The organism is Solihabitans fulvus (assembly GCF_008386585.1).
GTDB classification, from domain to species: Bacteria; Actinomycetota; Actinomycetes; order Mycobacteriales; family Pseudonocardiaceae; genus Solihabitans; species Solihabitans fulvus.
In genome coordinates this window covers 144725-167346 of the sequence record NZ_VUOB01000022.1, presented here as the reverse complement: position 1 = coordinate 167346, position 22622 = coordinate 144725, and the positions used below count along the sequence as shown (strand labels likewise).

Genomic DNA, 22622 nt, shown 5'->3' with positions numbered 1-22622 from the left:
CGGAAACCCGGTCAGGGACAGAAGGATGCGAACAGCATCCGCGTCTCCGATCCCGACTGCGGGTTCTTGTTGGTGGTGACGGAGATCGTCGTCTGGCGGCGGCCGTCAGCGGTGGTGAAGGCGGTGGTCGCGTAGCCAGGGATTCCCCCGGTGTGCCCCCAGATGGCCGTCCCGCACGGGGTCGTGATGCGCAGGATGCCCAGGCCGAAGTCGACGCCCTCAGCCACTGGGCGGGTCCTGCGCATCTCGGCGAGCTGGGCAGGGGCGAGCAGCGCGCGGCCCTGGAGGGTCTTCGTGCCGCCGAGGAGGGCACCGAAGAAGCGGTTGACGTCCGCCGTGGTGGAGATCATCGAGCCAGCAGCGCCGGCCATGCTCGGGTTCAGCTCGGTGACATCGACCGCCGCGCCGTCGAGCTGGGCGTAACCACGGACGTTCGGCCAGGGCAGTGTCGGGTCGTCGCCGGGGACGGAGGTGCCATGCAGGCCAAGCGGCCGGATGATCCGGCCGGTCACCTCGGTCCCCCAGGCCCGACCGGTGACGGCCTTGATGAGCAGGCCGGCCACGATGTAGTTGGTGTCCGAATAGGACCACTGGCTGCCCGGCTCGAACAGCAACGGCTTGGCGGTGGCCATCCCGACGAGCTGTTCGGGGTCGAAGTGTCGAAACCGGACGCGCAGGAACTCCGGTTTGATCTGCGTCGCACCCTCCCCGATCGGGAGGTCGTCGGAGTAGCTGTACAGCCCGCTGGTGTGCTGAAGGATCATGCGCACCGTGGTCCGGTCCCCAGCCGGCAGCAGACCGGGCAGGTAGCGGTCCACCGGCGTGTCGAGCCCAACGCGACCCTCTGAAACCAACTGCAACACCACCGTGGCCACAAAGGTCTTGGTGACGCTGCCGATCCGGAACCGCCCATCAGTCGGAGGTCGTCGGTCGCCGCCCAGTTCCCGCACTCCGGCGCTGGCAGCCCAGTCCCCCTGGTCGTCGTGCACTCGCACCTGCACGCCCGCGACCCCGCCGGCGACCATGTCCGACATGGCCTGCCGCAGCGCCGCGTCGTTCCGCCCGCTGTCCGAACGCGCCGCCGACGCGTCGGGCGCAGCGGACGCCGTGGCGACCGCCGGCCCCGCCAACAGCGCGACGCCAAGGGTCGCCGTGATGATCCGTCGCGTGCTCAATCTCATGAGGAGCGCCTCTCCCCCTGAGTCCGGCCGGAATCCCCACTGGAAACCCATATTCGACGAGCCGGACCGCAGGGCCTGAAGCCATCGTCGGCAAGGCGATGATCATCGCGAATCCATCTGCGGGATGACCCCAGGTATGGACCCCAGGTATGACATGACACGGAGCCGCGCAATGAAAAAGCCGCAGGTCACGGGTGGTGACCTGCGGCTTTTTCACAGAGCCGCCTATCGGAATCGAACCGATGACCTGTTCATTACGAGTGAACCGCTCTGGCCGACTGAGCTAAGGCGGCGTTGTGCGTGACCAAGTATAGCGGTAGTCCCGGGCGTCACCGAGCAGGGGGACGGTCGTTAGGTTCACCGTGACCCTCATCTCACCGGGTCGCACACCGTGCCATGAGTAAGGAGCGCCGATGCGCAGACGCCTGCCGCTCGCACTGGCCCTGCCCGCCGCCGTCGCGTTGGTGGCGCTGACCTCGGCACCTGCGGCGTTCGGCGTGCCGACCACGACGCCGGTGCCCAGCCCGGTGAACCCCGGTCAGCCGCCGTTCTCCACGCCGAACGGGCCGCAGCCGCTCGGGCACGCGGTCGGGGACGCCGGCACCGGGCTGACCGTGGTGCGGTTGCTGCCGAACTCGGCGATCACCAACTCCCCAGCGCTGACGCCCGACCAGCAGAAGGAGCTGCCCAAGCAGGCGGGCGCCGAGGTGGGCATCGGGCTGGCCAGCGCGCAGGCCAACTCCGAGGCGTTCCAGTCCTTCGAGCGCTCGGTCGCGCAGTCCTCGCCGCTCGGCTTCGCCATCCAGGGCAAGTCGCCGCAGAGCCCCGGCACCCTGGTGCAGACCGCGCTGCCGGACAACCCGCAGCCGACCACCGGCGGCCTGAACCCGCCGGCCACCCCGCTGGACGCGCTGCTCAAGGTCGGCCTGCTCAACGGCAGCGTGCACGCCCGCTGGGACGACAGGACCGGCCCCTGCGTCGACACCATCGCCGACGCGAGCACCTCGCTGGCCAGCGTCTCGGTGCTCAACGCCATCCCGTCGCTGCCGAACATCCCCGACCTCAGCGGCCTGCTCACCAAGGACACCCCCAAGCTGGACGCGTCGGCGAAGCAGTCGCTGATCGACGGCCTCAAGGGGCTGTCCGCCCCGCTCAGCCAGCTCGGCGGCCTGCTCTCCGGCACGCCGGACACCGGGGCGAAGGGCTCGCTGCTGAGCCTGCCGAACACGCTCAGCGCGCGCTCCGTCGTGAAGCTGGTGGACATTCCCGGCTCGGTGAACAAGGCGGTGCAGTCCATCTCGACGCTCCAGGTCGCCAGCGTCCAACTGCTCGCCGGCACGCCGCTCGAACTGCGGATCGACGTCGTCAGCCAGCCGACGCTGGTGGTCACCTCCACCGGCGACGAGGCCACCTCCTCGATCAGCTACACCGCGCCGATCCTGCGGGTCTCCCAGGGCGGCAAGGAGATCGGCACGATCGACGCGGCCAACCCCAAGCTGGACGTGCCGATCGGCATCCCGCTGCCCGGTGAGCTGCCCGAACTGCCCAAGCTGCCCATCGTCGGCGACCTGCTGTCCTCCGGCCAGACCATCCCGGCCGCGCTGAAGAAGCTGGACATTGGCGTGCTGCGGCTCCAGATCGCCGAGCTGAACGAGAAGAAGGCGGCGCTGACCGACCCCTACAACGGGTTCATGCTCGGCGCGACCGCCCGCCTGCTCGACCTCCAGCTGCTGCCGACGGACGCGCTCGGGCTGCCCAACCTGCCCTCCGCGCTCGCCCAGGTCTCCATCGGCGAGCAGGTCGGCCGCGCCGCGGCCCCGAAGGGCGGCGTGGTGTGCGGGACCGGCACCTCCGTGGTGCCGCCGGGCGGCCAGCAGCCGCCGGCCGCGCAGGGCGCGACCCCGCCGCTGGCCTACACGAACGCGGCCTACCAGACGATTCCGATCTTCTGGACGGGCACCGCGATGCTGCTGTCGGGCGTCGTGCTGGTGGCCGCGCTGCCGTCCAGGCAACGTCGGCCGCTGCTCGCGGCGCCGACCGGGCACGACGTGCCGGATCCAAGGGAGCCGGCAGAGCCGGACGACGTGCCCGAGCCATCGACGGCAGTGGAGTCGATGGCAGCGGAGTCGGCGGCGGATCAGTCCACGGCAGCGGAGTCGACTGCGGACCAGTCCACGGCAGCGGAGTCGACGGCAGCGGAGTCAGTCGCGGACCAGTCCACGGCAGCCGAGTCGACCGCGGACCAGTCGACAGCCGGGGAGTCGGTGGCAGCGGAGTCGGCGGCCGGGGACGACTCTGGGCACGTCGAAGGGCCGAAGGCCGACCAGGACAAGGACTAGCGCCGGGACGGGTTCGACCGGGTGTCCCTCGCCCGGCCGAACCCGTCGCCGTCCGGTCAGGGCACCATCCAGGCGAGCACCGGGGTGGACTGGAGGTAGACGAGCGCGCACATCACCAACAACAGCCCGAGGCTCCACAGGAACACCCGGCGGAACAGCTCGCCCTCCTTGCCGACCAGCCCGACGGCCGCGGTGCCGATCGCGAGGTTCTGCGGCGAGATCATCTTCGCCATCACGCCGCCCGAGCTGTTCGCGGCGCCGAACAGCACCGGCGACGCGCCCAGCTGGTGCGCCGCCGTGGTCTGGAGGCCACCGAACAGGGCGTTGGAGCCCGCGTCCGTGCCGGTGATCGAAACGCCGAACCAGCCGACCACCGGGGCAAGGAACGCGAAGAACCCGCCAGCCCCCGCCAGCCACAGGCCGAGGGCGGTGATCTGGCCGGACAGGTTCATCACGTACGACAGCGCGAACACCGACAGGATCGCCAGGATCGCCCAGCCGAACTGCCGGATGGTCCTGCCGTAGGTCCGCAACGCCACCAGCGGCCCGATGCGCAACACCAGCAGCGACAGCAGACCGGCCACGAGCAGCAGCGTGCCGGTGGCCGAGCCGAGGTTGACCACGTACCCGGTATTGACCGGCTTTCCGTTGGGCGCCAGCAGGTGCAGCCCGGGCCACTGGAACGTCCAGGTCAGCTTCGCCAGCCACGCCTTGACGGCGTCGAACTGCGCGAGCGAGAAGATCGCCACGATGATCGCGTACGGCGCGAACGCGGCGAGGATCCTGGCCGCGCCGTCGCCTGCCGGCCGCGCCGCGCGCTCGCCGGTCGGCCGCCAGAAGCGCACCAGCACGAGCACCGCGCCTGCCGACACGAGCGCGGCGATGATGTCGCACAGCTTGTAGGACAGGAAGCTCGACACCAGGAACTGGGTGACGCCGAAGCTGAGCCCCGCGGTCAGCGCGGCCGGCCACGCCTCGCGCAGCCCCCGCCTGCCGTCCGCGACGATCACCAGCACGAACGGCACCAGCACGGCGAGGATGGACACCTGGCGGCCGGCCATCGCGCCGAGGTGGTCGGCCGGCAGGCCGGTGACGCCGGCCAGCACGGTGATCGGGTTGCCGAGGCCGCCGAACGCCACCGGGGCGGTGTCCGCGACCAGCGCCAGCGCGGCGGCCCTGAGCGGGTGCAGCCCGAGCGCGATCAGCATCACCGAGCAGATCGCCACCGGACCGCCGCCGCCGGCCAGCGCCTCGAGCAGCGCACCGAAGGAGAACGCGATGACGATGGCCTGCACCCGCGAGTCGTCGCTGACCGAGCTGAACGCCCTGCGCAGTACCTCAAAATGTCCACTGTGGACGGTGAGATTGTAGATCCAGATGGCGTTGAAGGTGATCCACAGGACCACCAGCACGCTCTGCGCCGCGCCGTAGGCCGCCGCGTCGAGGGCGAGGCCGACGGGCATCCGGTAGCCGACGACGGCGACGCAGGACGCGAGCGCGAGGGTGGCCAGGCCCGCCCAGTGCGCCTTCCACCTGAAACCGCCCAACAGCACGAGAAGCGCGACGAGCGAGACGAGGGCGAGCAGCGCGGACAGCGCCAACGACCCGGTCGGGTTGGGATCCTGCCGATACACGGCGACCGCCTTTCGGACGTGCGAAGCAGGCCCGGTCGCCGGCGGCGGGAGCGACAGGGCTGGTCGGTGGGACTCGCGACGCGATGGCGAGCCCCGGGGTTGTTCCGCTGCACGGAACGTAGTTCCATGTGGTCTGGCGCACATGCTGTCATCGGCCGGCGTCGACCGGAAGAGGTCGACACACACTCGCGAGGAGTCGCCGCGCATGGAGATCAGGCATTCCACCCATCCAAGCCAGCTCGCCGCCTTCGACACCCCGGCGCTGCGCGCGCACTACCTCGTCGAGGACCTGTTCGCGCCGGGCGAGGTGCGGACCGTGTACACGCACCACGACCGCGTGGTGCTCGGCGGCGCGGCCCCGACGCCGGACCGGCCCCTGACGCTGACCCCGGCACCCGAGCTGCGCGCGGAGTTCTTCTGCCAGCGCAGGGAACTCGCGGTGCTCGCGGTGCGCGGCGCGGGCGCGGTGCTGGTCGACGGCGTCGAACACCGGCTCGGACACGGGGACTGCCTGTACGTGGGCAGGGGCGCGGTGGACGTGCGGTTCCACGCCGGCGGCGAGGACACCCGGTTCTACCTGTTCTCCACCCCGGCACACGGCGACCACCGGACGGCCGTCGCCCGCTACGCGGAGGCGGCCGTCGACCGGCTCGGCGACCCGTCGACCGCGAACGTGCGGGAGATCCGCAAGTACGTGCACCTCAACGGAATCCGGTCCAGCCAGCTCGTGCTCGGCGTCACCACGCTGGCCGACGGCAGCGTCTGGAACACCATGCCGCCGCACACGCACGACCGGCGCACCGAGTGCTACCTGTACTTCGACCTGCCCGACGACCATCGGGTGATGCACCTGCTCGGCGAGCCGGACGCGACCAGGAACCTGGTGGTGCGCAACGAACAGGCCGTGATCTCGCCGAGCTGGTCGGTGCACAGCGGGGCCGGCACGCACGCCTACTCCTTCGTGTGGGCCATGGCGGGCGAGAACCAGGAGTACACCGACATGGACCCCGTCGACATCACGGAGCTGCGATGAACTCCGAACCGTCCACTGTGGACCTGTTCTCGCTGCGCGGGCGGACGGCGCTGGTCACCGGCGCCCGCACCGGCATCGGCAGGGGCGTCGCGCTCGGGCTCGCCGCCGCGGGCGCGAACCTCGTGCTGCTTGGGCGAAACGACGACCTCGACGAGGTCGCCGGGCAGGCCACCGCGCTCGGCGCCGAGGTCACCACCCTCGCCGTCGACCTCGCCGACCCGGCGGCGATCGAGCCTGCCCTCGCCCCGGTGCTCGCCGACCACCGCATCGACGTGCTGGTCAACAACGCCGGCGTGATCCACCGGGGCGACGCGGCCGAGGTCGACCTGGCCGACTGGCGGCGGGTGCTCGCGGTGAACCTCGACTCGGTTTTCGTGCTGTGCCAGCTCGTCGGCAGGCAGATGCTCGACAGGGGCGCGGGCAAGATCGTGACCATCGCGTCGGTGCTGAGCTTCCAGGGCGGCGTGCGGGTGTCCGGCTACACCGCGAGCAAGCACGCCGTCGCCGGGCTGACCAAGGCGCTGACCACCGAGTGGGCGCCGCACGGCATCCAGGTCAACGCGATCGCGCCCGGCTACATCGACACCAACAACACGGCCCCGCTCAAGGGAGATCCCGATCGGGAACCCGGGATCAGGGCGCGCATCCCGGCCGGCCGCTGGGGCGTGCCGGCCGACCTCGTCGGCGCGGCGGTGTTCCTGTGCTCGGCCGCATCGGACTACGTGAACGGGCACGTGCTCGTGGTCGACGGCGGCTGGCTGGCTCGATGACGGACACGGCGGTGGACAAGACCCTTGCGGTGCTTGGGGGTCTGGCCGAACACTCCAGGATCACCGACCTGGCCAGGGTGACCGGACTGCCCAAGTCCACCGTGCACCGGCTGCTGCGGGCCATGGTCGACCGGGGCTTCGCCACCGTCACCGAGGACGGCGACTACCTGGCCGGGCCGAAGGTGCTGCGGTTGGCCGGCAGCGGACTCCGGCCAACGGACACCGTGCGGCGGGCCCGGCCCGCGCTGCGCGCGCTGCACCACGACACCGGCAACACCGTGCACCTGGCGATGCTGGTCGGCGACGAGCTGGTGTACGTGGACAAGGTCGAGGCGGACCTGCCCTACCGGCTGGCGTCGCGGATCGGCATGAGCCTGCCGTGGCACTGCACGGCGATCGGCAAGGCCGTGCTGGCGGCGCTGCCGGCCGAGGAGCTCGCGACGCGGCTGGACCGGACGGAGCTGACCGCCCGCACGCCGGGCAGCATCACCGGACGGCGGCGGCTGCTCGCCCAGCTCGCCAGGATCGGCCGGTCCGGCTTCGCGCTGGACGACGAGGAGAACGAGGTCGGGGTGCGCTGCGTCGGCTCGGCCGTGCGCGACCACACCGGCTCGGTGGTCGGCGGCGTCAGCGTGTCCGCGCTGGCGCTGGAGCGCGGCATCGCGCAGCTGACCGCCGTCGGCCCGCGAGTGCTGCGCGCCGCGGTGGAGATCTCCGGTCAGCTCGGCGCGGCGGAGGCCGCGCTCGGCGGCCGAGGGCGCGCGTGAGCCGGGTCGGCGCCGGTTGAGCTCAGCGCCGGTTCACCATGGCCCGCACGAACATCACCAGTGAGAAGAGGGCGCCGAACCCCACGACCACCAACCCGATGGACAGCACCGTGATGCCCGTCCCGCCGATCCCCGGCACCGTCACCAACTCGGTGTAGTTGCTGTGGGCGATGCGCTGCTCGGTGTCCGGATGGCTGTTTATGTAGTCGACGATCCACAGGCCCGCGCCGACACAGACCGCGGCGATGGCAAGCCACCACCAGCGCAGTTCCTTCCTCGCCGGTCGTAGGCGCACCGGCAGGTCGACGTTGGCCAGGATGGCCTTGCCGAGCTGCACGTGCCGGTCGGTCAGGCCATTGAAGCTGATCCGTCCGCCGCCCTTGAACAGCACGGTGCACCAGTAGTGCACGCCGAGCCCCGAGCCGGTCGAGACAGCCTTGTCGTTGTGGCGGAGCCGTACGTCGGAGACCAGGTCCCAGGACCACAGGGAGATCTTCCTGGTGGCGTGCACCAGGCCGTGCTCGCGCACCTCGATGTACTCGTCGGAGCCCGCGCGCAGCGCACGGAACAGATACCAGCCGCCGATGACCAGGCCGCACAAGGCGAGCCCGGCCGCGAACCCGCTGGCGCGGCCGCTCCCCAAACGCGGGTGGTCGTCGCCGCCGCCGATGGCCACCACCGCGAGGATGCCGAGGACGAGGCCGATGGCGAACGCCCAACCGCCGATGGCCGCCTGCTTCTTGTTGTCGACCCGGTGCCGACTGATCAACTCGCCGAGCTCGGCCGACAGTTCGTCGCTCATCGTGCCCCTCACGCGCAACGGTTGATCAATATAACCATGAGCCGCAAGGGTTCTAGCCGATCAGCCGCGATGCAGCGCGGTGATCATCGCCTCGATGGCGATGCGGGGTTTCACGTTGATTTCCAACGCCTCCCGGCAGGCGAGCACGGCCTCCAGCCTGCGCAGCGCGGACTCGGCCGACCAGGACGCCGCCGCGGTCGCCACGTCCGCCGCCCGGTCCGGGTGGTTCAGGCTGACCTCGCGGGCGCCGGTGGCGGTGATCAGCACGTCCCGATAGAAGCCGGCGAGGTCGACGAGCGCGAGGTCGAGGGAGTCGCGCTGGGTCCTGGTGGAGCGCGATTTCTGCCGCCGCTCCAGGTCCTTCATCGCGCCCTTGGCTCCCCTGGTCGCCGAGGCGGTGCCCTTGCCGGTGCCGCCGGCGCCCATCGCCGTCTCCAGCGCCTGCCGCTCGGCCTCGTTGCGGGTGTCGTTGACCTCGCTTGCCTCGGCCTCCGCGGTCTTCACGAGCTCGTCCGCGCAGGTGAACACGTCGGCGGCGCGGCGAAGCCCAAGCGGGATGCGCAGCACGGCCTCGCGCCGCTGCTCGGCGGCCGGATCGGTGGCCAGCCTGCGGGCCCTGCCGACGTGCCCGCCGCACACCGACGCCGCCCAGGCCGCCTTCGCCTGCGCCACCCCGTCCCTGCGGACGAGCACGTCGGCGATGGCCGACGCCGGCGGCGTGCGCAGCGCGATGACCCGGCACCGCGAGCGGATGGTGACCGACACGTCGTCCGGGTGGTCCGATGGCGCGCACAGCAGGAACACCGTGCGCGGCGGCGGTTCCTCGACGGCCTTGAGCAGCGCGTTCGCCGCGCCCTCGGTGAGCCGGTCGGCGTCCTCGATGATGACGACCTGCCAGCGCCCCGAGGTCGGCCTGCGGGCGGCGGTCTGGACGAGCGCGCGCATCTCGGCGACCGAGATGGACAGCCCCTCCGGCACCACCACGCGCACGTCCGCGTGCGTACCGGCCAGCGCGGTCCGGCAGCCCGCGCACTCGCCGCAGCCCGGCCGGTCGTCGGTCACGGTGCACTGGAGCGCCGCGGCGAACGCCTTGGCGGCCACCGAGCGCCCCGATCCCGGCGGGCCGGTGAACAGCCAGGCGTGCGTCATCGCGCCTGGCGAGGCCTCGCCGCCCGCCACGACCGCGGCGGCGGCCTCAGCGGCCGCGCTGAGCACCTCGACGGCGCCGGGCTGGCCGACCACCACCGACCACACACCGGACGCGGTTGGTGCCACGGTCGCGGAGGTCACGAGGCCTCCACCGTGGCCCGGCCGCCACCGGCCAGCCGCAGGTCCACGTTCCTGGTCGCCAACACCGGCAGCACCGCGGCCGAAACCCGGTCGGCGACATCGTCCTCGGAGCCGTCCGCGTCGACCACCAGGTACCTGTCCGGGTCGGCGGCGGCCATCTCGGTGAGCAGGCGCTGCACACGCCAATGGTGCTCGACGCTGTTGATCCCCGGCCCACCGGGTGGGAGGTCCTCGGCGCACGGCCCGGTCGGCGGCGCGAGCGCCGCGTCGGGCGCGCGGTCCAGCAGCACGGTGAGGTCGGGGCGCAGCCGGCCGGTCGCCCAGTCCACCAGGCCCTCCAGCTCGCTGGCCGCGACGCTGCCCGTCGCGGAGTAGTGCGCGAGCGGGCTGTCCACGTACCGCTCCATCACCACGAGCGTGCCGGCGTCCAGGGCGGGCCGGACCACCCGCTCGACCAGGTCCGCGCGCACGGCGGCGGCCACCAGGGCCCGCGCCCGCGCGCCAGCCACGTCGGCGCCGTCCAGCAGCACGCGCAGCCGCCGCTCGTCCAGCGCGGGATCACTGGCCAGCAGCACGTCGCGGCCGCCGGCCCGCAGCGCGTCGACCAGCCTGCCGGCCTGCGCGCTGGTGTCGGCCTGCGTGTCGCCCTCGACGGTGATCAGCAGCCCGCTGATCCTGGTCGAGGTGCCCCGGATGGCCGCGACGAGCCCGGACAGGATGGGCGCGGTGCTGCGGTCCCCCATCTGCCGGTAGGCGACCACGCCGACGATCGCCGCGAGGATCCCGGCGCCGAGCAGCACCGGCCGGGTGCCGTCGATCATCAGGTGCCGCCCGAAGACGGTGACGGTCCTGATGTCCACCACGCCGACCAGCAGCGGCGCGGCCGTCGTCGCGCCGAACAGGATGATCTTCATCAACGACTGCTGGAGCGCGAGCACCCGCCCGCGCACCGCGTCCTCGACCTGCGAGCCGATGATGGTCATGCCGGTCAGGAAGGCGACCCCGGCACAGCCGCCGACCATGGCGACGGCGACCAGTGCGACGCCGAGGTGCGGGGCGAGCGCCACCAGCACGAGGCTGAGCCCGGCCACCACGATCGAGACGCCAAACAGCCTGCTGTGGGTCAGCCGCCTTGCCAGCTTCGGCGCGGTGGCCATGCCGGTCGCCAGGCCGACGAACACGGCGACGAAGAGCATGCCGAACGCGGCGTCCCCGCCGAGCAGGCTGTTGGCGTAGAGCTTGGCGGTGCCGACCACGGCCCCGGCCGCCGCGAACGCGCCGATCATGCCGATCATCAGCCCACGCACCAGCGGCGTGACGCTGGCGAAGCGGAGCCCGTCGCGGAACATGGCGAAGAAGCCGGGGCGGTCCTCGTCCGGCTTGTTGGTGTGCCCGGAGGAGGGGCGTCCGGACAGCTCCGGGATCCTGGTGGCGATCAGGATCGCCGAGCTGAGGTAGAGCAGCCCGTTGACGACCACGATGACGTTGGCGATGCCGAGCGCGCTGTTGGTGGACACGTGCAGCGCGGGTCCGACGGCCGAGATCACCGAGAACAGGCCGGCGCCGCTGACCACGGAGATGCCGTAGGTCATCACGAGCCCGAGCTGGTTGGCGGTCTCCACCTGGTCGGGCCTGCGCAGCAGGTTGGGCACCGACGAGTCCTTCGCCGGGATCCACAGCAGCGCGCAGCTGCCGACCAGGAAGTTCGCGATGAACAGCCACCACGCCGTGCCGACGATGGCGATGGACAGGAACAGCGTGCAGCGCAGCAGGTCGCAGACGACCATCACCTTGCGGCGGTCGAACCGGTCCGCGAGCACCCCGCCGATGGGCGCGAACAGGATGCCGGGCAGGAGCTGGGTGAGCACCACCAGCGCGAACGAGAAGCTCTGCCACTGGTAGCTGCTGGCGAGCAGCTTGGAGGCGAGGCCGGTCAGCGCGAGCAGGGACAGCCAGTCCCCGATGCTGCACAGGTAGGTGACGCCCCAGAGCCGGCGGAAGGGCCGGATGGCGAGCACGCTGCGGATCCGACGGGCCGTCGACGCGTCGGACACGACCGGTCCGCCCCTGCCGGCCTCGGATACCGCGTCACCGCCGTCGATGTCGTCCACCCCCGTCTGGCGCGCCGTGCCGCAGATGGTCAGGGTAACCGTCCTGACGCAGCGTGGCGGCCAGGTCCGCGAGGTCGGGTCCGGCGGCGGCCCGCGCCGCTCGCACCCAGTGTGACCGGCCACGATGAGCCGGGAGCCGCTCGGTCGGAATCGTTACAGCGCGCCGATCAACCGGTCACCGTACGTTGTCGACAAACCGGCAAATCGGCACACTTCGACCGATACTCCTGGCCGTGAGTGACTCAGCTCACGTTCAGCGGATCTGGTGGATCACCCATTCGATCAGCTGCCGGATCGGGCCGAACAGCGCGAGCCCGAGCACGATCAGCGCGATCAGGCAGCCGGGCAGGCCGGAGGACCGGCGGCGACCCGGCGTTACGGCCTGCGCGAAGGCCGACGGCGACTGCGACACCGGCCATTCCGTCGCCTGCGCGGCGGCCTTCGGCGCCCGCGCCGTCGGCCCCTGCATCGCGGGCGACTGGTGGGACTGCGCGAACGCGGCGGGCGACTGCGACACCGAACGCTGGGACAAGCCCCATTCCCTGGCCGGCGCGACCTCGGCGGGCGCGTACGGCGGATGGGGCGCGGCCGGCGCGGACCGGGCGGTCGGCCGACGGGTCGCGGCCCGCCGGGCGGGCGATCGCTGGGGCGGGCGGATCCCCGACGGGAGCGGGCCAGGCTGGGCCGTGACGGGCGCGCCGAGCGGCCCGGCCAACGCGGACCCGAGGTAGTGCTCCTCGGCTTGGTCGACCGAGGTGAGCATGCCGGCCGTCGGGTCGGGGAACACCGCCAGCGGCGGCAGCCCCTGGGTGCCGTCCGGACCGAACAGCCTGTCGTCTGCCATCGGGCCACCCCGCTTCACCAGCGTCGTGACCCCATCATGCGCCCAGGCCGACCCGGCACCTACCCCCGCGCCGCGATGAACACTGCAACGTCGCAACAACGACCGCGGCGCCGCGGTGATCGATGCGGGGCCCGCACTTTCTTGCGCGGCCCCGCATCGGTCATCGAGCCAGCGTCAGCTCTTCGCCTTCGCCTTGGCCGGGGCCTTCTTGCGGGGAGCCGGCTTCTTCTTCGGCGCCGGCCCCTTCGCCCGCTTCTCGGCCAACAGCTCGGCCGCCCGCTCGTCGGTCAGCGTCTCGACGCTGTCGCTCTTGCGCAGCGAGCCGTTGGTCTCCCCGTCGGTCACGTACGGCCCGAACCGGCCGTCTTTGACCACCATCGGCTTGCCCGACACCGGGTCGTTGCCCATCTCGCGCAGCGGCGGGGCGGCCGTCGCCGCGCGACCGCGCTTCTTGGGCTCCGCGTAGATCTTCAGCGCCTCGTCCAGGGTGACCGTGAACAGCTGGTCCTCCGAGACGAGCGAACGCGAGTCCGTGCCCTTCTTCAGGTACGGCCCGTAGCGGCCGTTCTGCGCGGTGATCTCGTCGCCGCTGGTCGGGTCGTTGCCGACCACCCTCGGCAGCGACAGCAGCTTGAGCGCGTCGTCGAGCGTGACGGTGTCCAGCGACATGCCCTTGAACAGCGAGCCGGTGCGGGGCTTGACGGCCTTCTTGGCCTTCTCCGCCTTCTCCCCATCGGCCTCGGGCAGCAGCTCCGTCACATACGGCCCGAAGCGGCCCTCCTTGGCCACGATCTGGTGCCCGGTCACCGGGTCGGTGCCGAGCGTGCGGCCCTCCTGCGGGGTCGCGAACAGCTTCTCCGCGATCTCCGGGGTCAGCTCGTCCGGCGGCACCTCGTCGGGCAGGTTCGCGCGCTGCGCGGTCTGCTCGCCGTCCTCGCCCTCGACCTCGCGCTCCAGGTACGGCCCGTAGCGCCCGACCCGCACCACAACCGTGCGGCCCTCGGAGTCGGTGAACAGCGGGATCGAGTTCACCTCGCGGGCGTCGATCTCCTCGACGCTGGAGCCGACCAGCTTCTTCAGCCCGCCGGACCGGCCGACCGAGCTCTCCGGGCCGACACTGCCGCCGAAGTAGAAGCCGGACAGCCAGATCGTGCGCTGCTGCCGGCCGGCCGCGATGCCGTCCAGCTCGTCCTCGAGCGCGGCGGTGAAGTCGTAGTCCACCAACCGGCCGAAGTGGTTTTCGAGCAGGCCGACCACCGCGAAGGCCACCCACGAGGGCACCAGCGCGGAGCCCTTCTTCCACACGTAGCCGCGGTCCTGGACGGTGCTGATGATCGACGAGTAGGTGGACGGGCGGCCGATGCCCAGCTCCTCCAGCGTCTTGATCAGGCTCGCCTCGGTGTAGCGGGGCGGCGCGCTGGTGGAGTGGCCGTCCGGCGACAGCTCGTTCGCCGTGAGCCCCTGGCCCTTGACCAGCTGCGGCAGCCGCGACTCCGCGTCGTCCGCCTCGCCGCCCGCCTCCGAGTCGACCGTCTCGACGTAGGCCTTGAGGAAGCCGGCGAAGGTGATCGTGCGGCCGGACGCGGCGAACACGCACTCCTCGCCGCTGGTCGCGGTGCCGGCGATCCGGACGCTGAGCGTGGTGCCCCTCGCGTCGGTCATCTGCGAGGCGATGGTGCGCTGCCAGATCAGCTCGTAGAGCTTGAACCCGTCGGCGTCCAGCTCGGGCGCGACCTGGCCGGGGGTGCGGAACACCTCGCCGGCCGGGCGGATCGCCTCGTGCGCCTCCTGGGCGTTCTTCACCTTCCGGTTGTACTGCCTCGGCTTGTCCGAGACGTACTGCGCGCCGTACAGCTCGGTGGCCTGCGACCTGGCCGCCGAGATCGCCGTCTCCGACAACGTCGTGGAGTCGGTACGCATGTAGGTGATGTAGCCGTTCTCGTACAGCCGCTGCGCGGTGCGCATGGTGCGGTCCGCCGAGAAGCGCAGCTTGCGGCCCGCCTCCTGTTGCAGCGTCGAGGTCATGAACGGCGCGTACGGCTTGCGGCTGTAGGGCTTCTCCTCGGCGCTGGCCACGGCGAGCTTCGCGCCGGCCAACGCCTCGGCGAGCCGGCGCGCCTCGGCCTCGTCCAGCCTGCGCACCTCGGAGCCCGGCTTCAGCTGGCCGTCCGGACCGAAGTCGCGGCCAGTGGCAAGGCGGGCGCTGTCCACCGACACCAGCCGCGCCCCGAAGGTCCTCGGGGTGGCGTCCGCGCCGGCGTCGAGCACCGCGGAGATGTCCCAGTAGGAGGCGGCGACGAAGCGCATCCGCTCGCGCTCGCGCTCCACCACGATCCTGGTCGCCACGGACTGCACCCGGCCCGCCGAGAGCTTCGGCATGACCTTCTTCCACAGGACCGGGCTGACCTCGTAGCCGTAGAGCCGGTCGAGGATGCGGCGGGTCTCCTGGGCGTCGACCAGGTCCTGGTCCAGGTCGCGGGGGTTGGCGGCGGCGGCGAGGATCGCGGGCTCGGTGATCTCGTGGAAGACCATCCTGCGGACCGGGACCTTGGGCTTGAGGGTCTCCATCAGGTGCCAGGCGATCGCCTCGCCCTCGCGGTCACCGTCCGTCGCGAGGTAGAGCTCGTCGACGTCTCGCAACGCCTCCTTGAGCTCGCTGACGGTGGCCTTCTTGTCCGGGGTGACCACGTAGAGGGGTTCGAAGTCGTGGTCGACGTCGACGCCGAGCCGCGCCCACGCCTGGCCCTTGTACTTGGCCGGGACGTCGGCCGCCCCGCGCGGCAGGTCCCGGATGTGCCCCCGGGATGACTCCACGACGAAGTTGCTGCCGAGGTAGGAGGCGATCTTTTTCGCCTTGGTCGGCGACTCCACGATCACCAGCCGGCGACTGGCGGAATCGCCGTCCCCTCCGCCGCTCTTCTTCGTCCGTGCCGTCCCAGCCACGCTGTCCCGCTCTCTTTCAACCTGTGTCCCGACCCGACAGTGTGCACTGTTCGCGGGGTCGGCCAGCTACCCCTGTTACGAAACAGCGTGACATAGGCGTCCCACGTCACCCGGTGGGAGGATGGCCTAGGCAGCCGGCCACATCTGCTGGACGACCCCCCGTGGCGGCCTGCCGACCAGCTCCGCGAGCCGGGCCAGCCGACGCCGACCGGTCACTCGCAGTGCCGGTTCACCACCCCTCGGGGCGAGCACGGTAGCCGGCAGACAGCAGCACGCCAAGGCCTCCCGCAGCGGCTCGTGCGTGTCCGGGGCGTCCGGATCGAGCCCGAGCAGGTAGCTGCCCTCGCTCCAGCGACCCGACGTCAGGGCCCACAGCCGCAGCTCGGCGCCGTGCGGCTCGAACCCGGCCGGCACCGACTTGACCGCCCCGCGCAGCCACTGGGCCGCCAGGGTGGTCAGGTCCGTGCGGAACGCGGTGCGAACCAGTGCGTGCCCCTCCTCGCTGGCGCCCAGCTGGGCCAGCACGCCCCGCTCGGCGCACGCCGACATGAGGGCCCCGGCCCGCCACGGCTCGTCCAGCACGACCGAGACCCTGGCCGCCGTTCCCCTGGCAAAGCTCACCGCCTGGCCGGGGCCGCAGAGCAGCCCGGCCAGGTCGCCGACGTCGGGCTGGCGTGCCTCGGCCGAGAAGAAGGACAGCTGTCCCACGGCGACCAGCGTAGAACACATGTTCGATCGTGTCAGTGGCCGAGGCGAATCAAGGTCCGGATCGAGATCACCCCGATCGTGTCAACGACGCCGGCCGCGTCGTCGCCGGAGGCCGGCGTGTCGGGCCGGCAGTCAGCTCGTCTGGCCGGCAGTCAGCTCGTCGGGGCGGCACTGGTGTCCAGCCCGCGCACCTTCTGGCAGTTGGGCGCCGCGGCCGCGGCCTGTTCGAGCGTCGGGTCGCCGGTGATGCCCTCGGTCGGGTTCTTCATCGAGCCGATCTTGCCGAGGCTCTCGCCGGCCGCCTGGAACGCCCGCTGGAAGCCCGACGGGTCGTTCGGGTCGGCCTGCTGGAGGCTCGCGAGGCCGTCGTCGAAGGACTTCTTCACGTCGCCGAGCGCGGCGGCCATCTTCGTGGCCAGCTCGGCCCCGGTCGGCGTCGGCGCGGCGCCGAGGTTGTGCAGGCCGTCGACGGCCGTGCCGAACAGCGCTGACGCCTTGGTCAGGAAGTCGGTAAGGCTGGCCTTCGCGGTCTGCGGGGTGGTCATGTCCGGGGTGAACGGCACCTTGGCGATGTCGGTCAGCGACAGCACCGTGCCGCAGAACTTGTCCGCCCACGCGACCGCGGCCGCGTTGACCCCCGGCGGGGCCGACGGCGAGGTGGCGGCCGCGCTGCCCGTGCCGGCCACGGTGCCCGCGCTCGATCCCGCACCGGCGACGGACGCGGTGCCGGACACCGCCCGAGCCCCGCAGCCGGCGAGGCCGACGGCCAGGCCGGCGGCGAGAACGGCTATGGCGATACGGCGACGGCCCATGAGAACTCCCGACAGCTCGATCACGCGACGAGGGGTGTGCCGGCCGTCCCCCACGCGACAGACCCGCCGAGTATGCGCCAGGCCGGGTCGCCTCCCCGATCGGGCGAACGGGTCGGCCCGGCGGGCGAGACGGCGCGGCCCGCCAAGGCGAACTGCCTTGACGGGCCGCGTCGTTCTTGCGGGAAACGCCTCAGCCGACGCCGTTGCTCACGGTCTCCGCAGGGGCCTCCGCGATGGCCGTGCCTCGGCGCTTGGACACCACCACGGCGGCGATGATGATCAGGGCGGCGACGCCCGCGATCGTCAGCCGGATGCCGGTCTGTGGGTTCGCGCCGACCGAGAAGGACACGATGGCCGGGGCGATCAGCACGGAGACCAGGTTCATCACCTTGATCAGCGGGTTGATGGCCGGGCCAGCGGTGTCCTTGAACGGGTCGCCGACGGTGTCGCCGATGACCGTGGCGGCGTGGGCGTCGGAGCCCTTGCCGCCGTGGTTGCCGTCCTCGACGAGCTTCTTGGCGTTGTCCCAGGCGCCACCGGAGTTGGCCAGGAAGATCGCCATCAGCGTGCCGGTCGCGATCGCGCCCGCCAGGTAGCCGGCCAGCGGGCCGACGCCGAGGCCGAAGCCGACCGCGATCGGGGCGAGCACCGCGAGCAGACCCGGCGTCGCCAGCTCACGCAGCGAGTCCTTGGTGCAGATGTCCACGACCCTGCCGTACTCCGGCTTGACCGAGCCGTCCATGATCCCGGGGTTGTCGCGGAACTGGCGACGCACCTCGAACACGATCGCGCCGGCCGCGCGGGTCACCGCGTTGACGGCGAGACCCGAGAACATGAACACCACGGCCGCGCCGATCGTGATGCCCACCAACACGTTCGGGCTGAACACGATGAACGAGAACGCGGTCGAGGCGGCCGCGCCGGTCGCGTCGGACGCCTTGGCCAGCGCCTGGCTGATCGCGTCGCTGTAGGAGCCGAACAGCGCGGTCGCCGCGAGCACCGCCGTGGCGATCGCGATGCCCTTGGTGATGGCCTTGGTGGTGTTGCCGACCGCGTCCAGCTCCGTGAGGATCTGCGCGGCGGGGCCCTCGACGTCGCCGGACATCTCCGCGATGCCCTGGGCGTTGTCGCTGACCGGCCCGAAGGTGTCCATGGCGACGATCACGCCGACCGTGGTCAGCAGGCCACAACCGGCAAGGGCGATCGCGAACAGCGAGACGATCACCGAGCCGGACAGCAGGAACGCGCCGTACACGGCCGCGCCGATCACCAGCGCGGTGTACACCGCCGACTCGAAGCCGATCGAGATGCCGGCGAGGATCACCGTGGCAGCACCGGTCAGCGAGGTCTGGCCGACCTCCTTGACCGGCTTGTACTCGGTGCCGGTGAAGTAGCCGGTCAGCCACAGGATGATGCCGGCGAGCGCGATGCCGATGATCACCGCGACGGACGCGATCAGCACAGGGTTGCCGGCGGTCTGCTTGATCTTGTCGGACACCCCGTCCAGCCCGGCGAAGGAGCTCGGCAGGAACGCGAAGGCCGCCACCGTGCACAGCACCGCCGAGATGATCGCGGAGATGTAGAACGACCGCTTGATCGCGGAAAGGCCGTTCTCGCCGGTGCGGGCGTTGGTGATGTACACGCCGATCACGGCCGTGAGCACGCCGATGGCGGGCACGATCAGCGGGAACATCAGGCCCTGCGCGCCGAACGCGACGGTGCCAAGGATCAGCGAGGCGACCAGCGTGACGGCGTAGGACTCGAACAGGTCGGCCGCCATGCCGGCGCAGTCGCCCACGTTGTCGCCCACGTTGTCGGCGATCGTCGCGGCGTTGCGCGGGTCATCCTCGGGGATGCCCTGCTCGACCTTGCCGACCAGGTCCGCGCCGACGTCGGCGGCCTTGGTGAAGATGCCGCCGCCGACGCGCATGAACATGGCGAGCAGGGCCGCGCCGAAACCGAAGCCCTCCAGCACCTTGGGCGCCTGGCCCGCGTAGACGAGCACGACCAGCGACGCGCCGAACAGCCCGAGGCCGACGGTGATCATGCCGACGACACCGCCGGTGCGGAACGCGATCCTGGTGGCCTTCTCGCGGCCACCCTCCTCGTTGGCCGCGGCGGCGACGCGCACGTTCGCGCGGGTCGACAACCACATGCCGAGGTAGCCGATGCTCGCCGAGAACAGCGCGCCGACGATGAAGAACAGCGATCGACCGATCCGCTCGCCGGTGTCGTCGGCTGGCAGCAGGAACAGCAGCACGAACACGATCACGACGAACACGCCGAGCGTGCGGAACTGCCGGTTGAGGTAGGCCGCTGCGCCCTCCTGAACCGCCTTGGCGATGTCCTGCATCTTCGAAGTGCCCTGGCCGGCGGCCAGGACCTCCTTGAGCAGCACGTACCCGACGGCGAGGGCAGCGAGGGCGACCACGGCGACAACGGCGACAACGCCGCGATCACCCCCGGAAAGCTCAAGGCCATCCGCGAGGAACTGCCGGGACATCCGTCCTCCTGGTGAGTTTTGCCTGTCTCAGCGCCAGGAGCCGGCGAACATCCGTCAGCCCCGACGCGACGTCAGCACCCCATGCCGGGTGCGATGCGGCGGGAGTCTATTGGTAAAGGACTTCGATGCAGAGCCCCGTCCCGATACGTGTACACACCGTTATGTTTGATCTGTCGTTCGGGATCGATCAAGCCGGCGCGGATTAGGACATTCGAGTGGATCGGGTCCGGACACCCAGGGTCGCCATCGACCTACCGGCGGCAGCGGATCATCGAGGTGGCCCAGCGCACTTCGGCCCTTCGGGGCCAAAACGACATGATCTTCACCACTCTGTGTCACAGAACACGTGTGGCGGTTCGGTCTCTCGGATCGGTGGCGGCGACTCCGCTGCGCACACCTGTGTCAAGCTGCCTGTCGTGGGCGCGCAGCAGGAAACCGGCGAGGGCAACCGGCTGTTGGCCCGGGTGCTGGCCGGGGTGCCGAGCGGCGAGTCCCCGTTGACGCACGTGAGCGAACTTCCCGAGCGGACGGCCAGGTTCGGCGGCTGGCCGGACTGGGTGCCCGAGGACGTGGTCGCCGCGCTGCGCGCGACCGGAGTGCCCCGGCCGTGGACGCATCAGGTGGAGGCCGCGTCGCTGGCCAGGTCCGGCCGGCACGTGGTGCTCGCGACCGGCACGGCCTCGGGCAAGTCGCTCGCCTACCAGCTGCCGGTGCTCAGCGCGCTGACCGCCGACCCCAAGGCCACCGCGTTGTATCTGGCCCCCACCAAGGCACTCGGCGCCGACCAGCTGCGATCGGTGCGCGCGCTCGACCTGCCCGGCGTGCGGGCGGCGGCGTTCGACGGCGACACCCCGACCGCCGAACGGGACTGGGTGCGCACGCACGGGCGCTGGGTGTTCAGCAATCCGGACATGCTGCACCGGGGTGTGCTGCCGGCGCACGCGCGGTGGTCGACGTTCTTCCGGCGGCTGACGTACGTGGTGGTCGACGAGTGCCACACCTACCGGGGCGTGTTCGGCTCGCACGTCGCGCTGCTGCTGCGCAGGCTGCGGCGGATCGCCCAGCGCTACGGCGCCGACCCGGTGTTCGTGCTCGCCTCGGCGACCGTGGCCGACCCGGCCGCGTCCGCGAGCCGGCTCGTCGGCGTCGACTGCGTCGCGGTGACCGAGGACGCCTCGCCGCGCGGCGCGCGGACCGTCGCGCTGTGGGAACCCCCGCTGCGGGCCGAGCTGTCCGGCGAACACGGCGCGCCGGTCCGGCGGTCGGCGGGCTCGGAGACCGCGCGGATCCTGGCCGACCTGGTGATCGAGGGCGCCAGGACGCTCGCGTTCGTGCGCTCGCGGCGGGGCGCGGAACTGACCGCGCTCGGCGCGCGCCGCATTCTGTCCGAAGTGGACGGTTTGCTGGCGAACCGGGTGGCCGCGTACCGGGCGGGATTCCTGCCGGAGGAGCGGCGCGCCCTTGAGCGATCGCTCGCCAGCGGCGAGCTGCTCGGCGTGGCCACCACCAACGCCCTCGAACTCGGCGTGGACATCGCCGGCCTCGACGCGGTGGTGGTGGCGGGCTATCCCGGCACGCTGGCGTCGTTCTGGCAACAGGCCGGGCGGGCGGGACGGGCCGGCGACAGCGCCCTGGTCGTGTTCGTGGCCAGGGACGATCCGCTGGACACCTATCTCGTGCACAACCCGGCCGCCGTGCTGGACCGGCCGGTCGAGGCGACCGTGCTCGACCCGGCCAACCCCTACGTGTTGGCGCCGCAACTCGCCTGCGCGGCGGCCGAACTGCCGCTCACCCCGGACTGCCTGGAAACCTTCGGCGGCGACGCCGCCCGCGCGGTGGTCGACCAGTTGGTCGCCGACCGGGTGCTGCGGCGGCGGCAGACCGGCTGGTACTGGACCTCGCACCAGCGCCCGCACGGCGACGTGGACATCCGGGGTTCCGGCGGCGACCAGGTCGTCGTGGTCGAGGCGGACTCCGGCCGGATGCTCGGCACGGTGGACCACGGCTCGGCTGGCTGGCAGGTGCACTCCGGGGCGGTGTACCTGCACCAGGGCGAGTCCTACGTCGTCGACGCGCTCGACCTGGACGACGGCCTCGCCATGGTGCACGCGGAGAACCCGGACTGGACCACCTCGCCACGGGACGTCGTGGACATCTCGGTGGTGCGGACCGTGCGGGAGGAGCGGCACGAGGGCGGCGTGACCGTGTGCCTCGGCGAGGTCGAGGTGACCTCGCAGGTCGTCGGCTACCTGCGGCGGCTGCCGTCCGGCGCGGTGCTCGACCAGGTGCCGCTCGACCTGCCCGCGCAGACGCTGCGCACCAGGGCGGTGTGGTACACGGTGAGCGAGGAGCTGTTGCGCGGCAGTGCGCCGGGGGGCGCCGGTCTGGATCCGGCGCGCGTCCCCGGCGCACTACACGCCGCCGAACACGCGGCGATCGGCCTGCTACCACTGTTCGCGACCTGTGACCGGTGGGACATCGGCGGAGTGTCGACCGCTCTGCACGCGGACACCGGGGAGGCGACGGTGTTCGTGCACGACGGTCATCCCGGGGGAGCCGGTTTCGCCGATCGCGGCTTCGCCGCGTTGGTCCCGTGGTTGGCCGCGACAAGGGAGGCGATCGCCTCTTGCGCGTGCCCGGCTGGGTGCCCGTCCTGTGTTCAGTCACCAAAGTGCGGGAATGGCAACGAACCGCTGGACAAGGCGGGTGGGTTGGCCGTGCTGGACGCCGTGCTCGGGGTTGTCGGCGGATACGGCGTCCAGCACGACCAGCTCGAGGGTCAGGCGATACAAGCCGGCCGCCCAACCGTGTGACTGCGTGACTGTGTGAACGGTGTGACCGGGTGATCGGAAATGCGTGACGGCGCGACCGGAGACCGCCGTTTC

15 protein-coding genes and 1 tRNA gene are annotated in these 22622 nt (G+C 71.6%); 5 read left to right on the top strand and 11 right to left on the bottom strand.

Annotation, left to right across the window (positions count from 1 at the left end):
* Positions 1–11 precede the first annotated feature (11 nt).
* Together F0L68_RS13510 and F0L68_RS13505 are read right to left on the bottom strand one after the other, a co-directional pair.
* Entirely contained in the window at positions 12–1181 is a 1170-nt protein-coding gene (locus F0L68_RS13510) for a serine hydrolase domain-containing protein (protein ID WP_188316553.1), read from the bottom strand.
* 219 nt (positions 1182–1400) lie between these two features.
* A tRNA-Thr gene (locus tag F0L68_RS13505) sits at positions 1401–1474 on the bottom strand.
* Positions 1475–1594: 120 nt separating this feature from the next.
* Between F0L68_RS13505 and F0L68_RS13500 the strand changes: the two genes are divergently transcribed.
* Positions 1595–3520, top strand: coding sequence for a prolipoprotein diacylglyceryl transferase (locus tag F0L68_RS13500; RefSeq protein ID WP_223198757.1), 1926 nt, complete (start codon positions 1595–1597; stop codon positions 3518–3520).
* A 56-nt stretch (positions 3521–3576) separates the two neighbouring features.
* On the opposite strand, the gene F0L68_RS13495 is transcribed toward F0L68_RS13500, so the two are convergent.
* On the bottom strand, positions 3577–5154 hold the full coding sequence (locus F0L68_RS13495) for an L-lactate permease (RefSeq protein WP_223198756.1): 1578 nt from the start codon (positions 5152–5154) through the stop codon (positions 3577–3579).
* A gap of 205 nt (positions 5155–5359) precedes the next feature.
* On the opposite strand from F0L68_RS13495, the gene kduI reads away from it, so the two are divergent.
* From kduI to F0L68_RS13480, 3 genes are read left to right on the top strand one after another with little or no spacing between them, the layout of a single operon-like run.
* Positions 5360–6187, top strand: a complete 828-nt coding sequence (gene kduI, locus F0L68_RS13490) for a 5-dehydro-4-deoxy-D-glucuronate isomerase (protein ID WP_149849872.1) — start codon at positions 5360–5362, stop codon at positions 6185–6187.
* Complete coding sequence (locus tag F0L68_RS13485; RefSeq protein WP_149849871.1) at positions 6184–6957, top strand: SDR family oxidoreductase; 774 nt, start codon at positions 6184–6186, stop codon at positions 6955–6957. The genes kduI and F0L68_RS13485 overlap by 4 nt, the downstream gene beginning before the upstream one ends.
* Entirely contained in the window at positions 6954–7724 is a 771-nt protein-coding gene (locus F0L68_RS13480) for an IclR family transcriptional regulator (RefSeq protein ID WP_149849870.1), read from the top strand. Before F0L68_RS13485 ends, F0L68_RS13480 begins: the two co-directional genes overlap by 4 nt.
* Before the next feature lie 22 nt (positions 7725–7746).
* On the opposite strand, the gene F0L68_RS13475 is transcribed toward F0L68_RS13480, so the two are convergent.
* From F0L68_RS13475 to F0L68_RS13440, 8 genes are all read right to left on the bottom strand, one after another.
* Complete coding sequence (locus tag F0L68_RS13475; RefSeq protein WP_149849869.1) at positions 7747–8526, bottom strand: hypothetical protein; 780 nt, start codon at positions 8524–8526, stop codon at positions 7747–7749.
* Positions 8527–8586: 60 nt separating this feature from the next.
* Positions 8587–9816: a DNA polymerase III subunit delta' gene (locus F0L68_RS13470; protein WP_149849868.1), complete on the bottom strand. Its 1230-nt coding sequence runs from the start codon at positions 9814–9816 to the stop codon at positions 8587–8589.
* Positions 9813–11927 carry a bifunctional MFS transporter/dTMP kinase gene (locus F0L68_RS13465; protein ID WP_438672281.1) on the bottom strand — a complete coding sequence of 705 codons (2115 nt, stop codon included), beginning with the start codon at positions 11925–11927 and terminating at the stop codon, positions 9813–9815. The genes F0L68_RS13470 and F0L68_RS13465 overlap by 4 nt, the downstream gene beginning before the upstream one ends.
* 253 nt (positions 11928–12180) lie before the next feature.
* Positions 12181–12771, bottom strand: coding sequence for a hypothetical protein (locus F0L68_RS13460; protein ID WP_149849867.1), 591 nt, complete (start codon positions 12769–12771; stop codon positions 12181–12183).
* A gap of 174 nt (positions 12772–12945) precedes the next feature.
* Positions 12946–15714: a type I DNA topoisomerase gene (gene topA / locus F0L68_RS13455; RefSeq protein ID WP_149849866.1), complete on the bottom strand. Its 2769-nt coding sequence runs from the start codon at positions 15712–15714 to the stop codon at positions 12946–12948.
* 126 nt (positions 15715–15840) lie between these two features.
* Entirely contained in the window at positions 15841–16422 is a 582-nt protein-coding gene (locus F0L68_RS13450) for a hypothetical protein (RefSeq protein WP_149849865.1), read from the bottom strand.
* Between the two features lie 152 nt (positions 16423–16574).
* Positions 16575–17234 (bottom strand): hypothetical protein, encoded by a 660-nt coding sequence (locus F0L68_RS13445; protein WP_149849864.1) that lies wholly within the window; start codon positions 17232–17234, stop codon positions 16575–16577.
* A 190-nt stretch (positions 17235–17424) separates the two neighbouring features.
* Positions 17425–19737 carry a sodium-translocating pyrophosphatase gene (locus tag F0L68_RS13440; protein WP_149849863.1) on the bottom strand — a complete coding sequence of 771 codons (2313 nt, stop codon included), beginning with the start codon at positions 19735–19737 and terminating at the stop codon, positions 17425–17427.
* A 416-nt stretch (positions 19738–20153) separates the two neighbouring features.
* Here F0L68_RS13440 and F0L68_RS13435 point away from each other — a divergent pair, with 416 nt between their 5' ends.
* A complete protein-coding gene (locus F0L68_RS13435; protein ID WP_149849862.1) occupies positions 20154–22550 on the top strand; it encodes a DEAD/DEAH box helicase in 2397 nt (798 codons plus the stop codon).
* Positions 22551–22622: the final 72 nt, after the last annotated feature.

Coding starts and splice junctions, on each gene's coding strand:
- F0L68_RS13510 (WP_188316553.1), bottom strand. CDS start 1,181: ATGAGATTGAGCACGCGACGGATCATCACGGCGACCCTTGGCGTCGCG.
- F0L68_RS13500 (WP_223198757.1), top strand. CDS start 1,595: ATGCGCAGACGCCTGCCGCTCGCACTGGCCCTGCCCGCCGCCGTCGCG.
- kduI (WP_149849872.1), top strand. CDS start 5,360: ATGGAGATCAGGCATTCCACCCATCCAAGCCAGCTCGCCGCCTTCGAC.
- F0L68_RS13485 (WP_149849871.1), top strand. CDS start 6,184: ATGAACTCCGAACCGTCCACTGTGGACCTGTTCTCGCTGCGCGGGCGG.
- F0L68_RS13480 (WP_149849870.1), top strand. CDS start 6,954: ATGACGGACACGGCGGTGGACAAGACCCTTGCGGTGCTTGGGGGTCTG.
- F0L68_RS13475 (WP_149849869.1), bottom strand. CDS start 8,526: ATGAGCGACGAACTGTCGGCCGAGCTCGGCGAGTTGATCAGTCGGCAC.
- F0L68_RS13460 (WP_149849867.1), bottom strand. CDS start 12,771: ATGGCAGACGACAGGCTGTTCGGTCCGGACGGCACCCAGGGGCTGCCG.
- F0L68_RS13445 (WP_149849864.1), bottom strand. CDS start 17,234: ATGGGCCGTCGCCGTATCGCCATAGCCGTTCTCGCCGCCGGCCTGGCC.
- F0L68_RS13440 (WP_149849863.1), bottom strand. CDS start 19,737: ATGTCCCGGCAGTTCCTCGCGGATGGCCTTGAGCTTTCCGGGGGTGAT.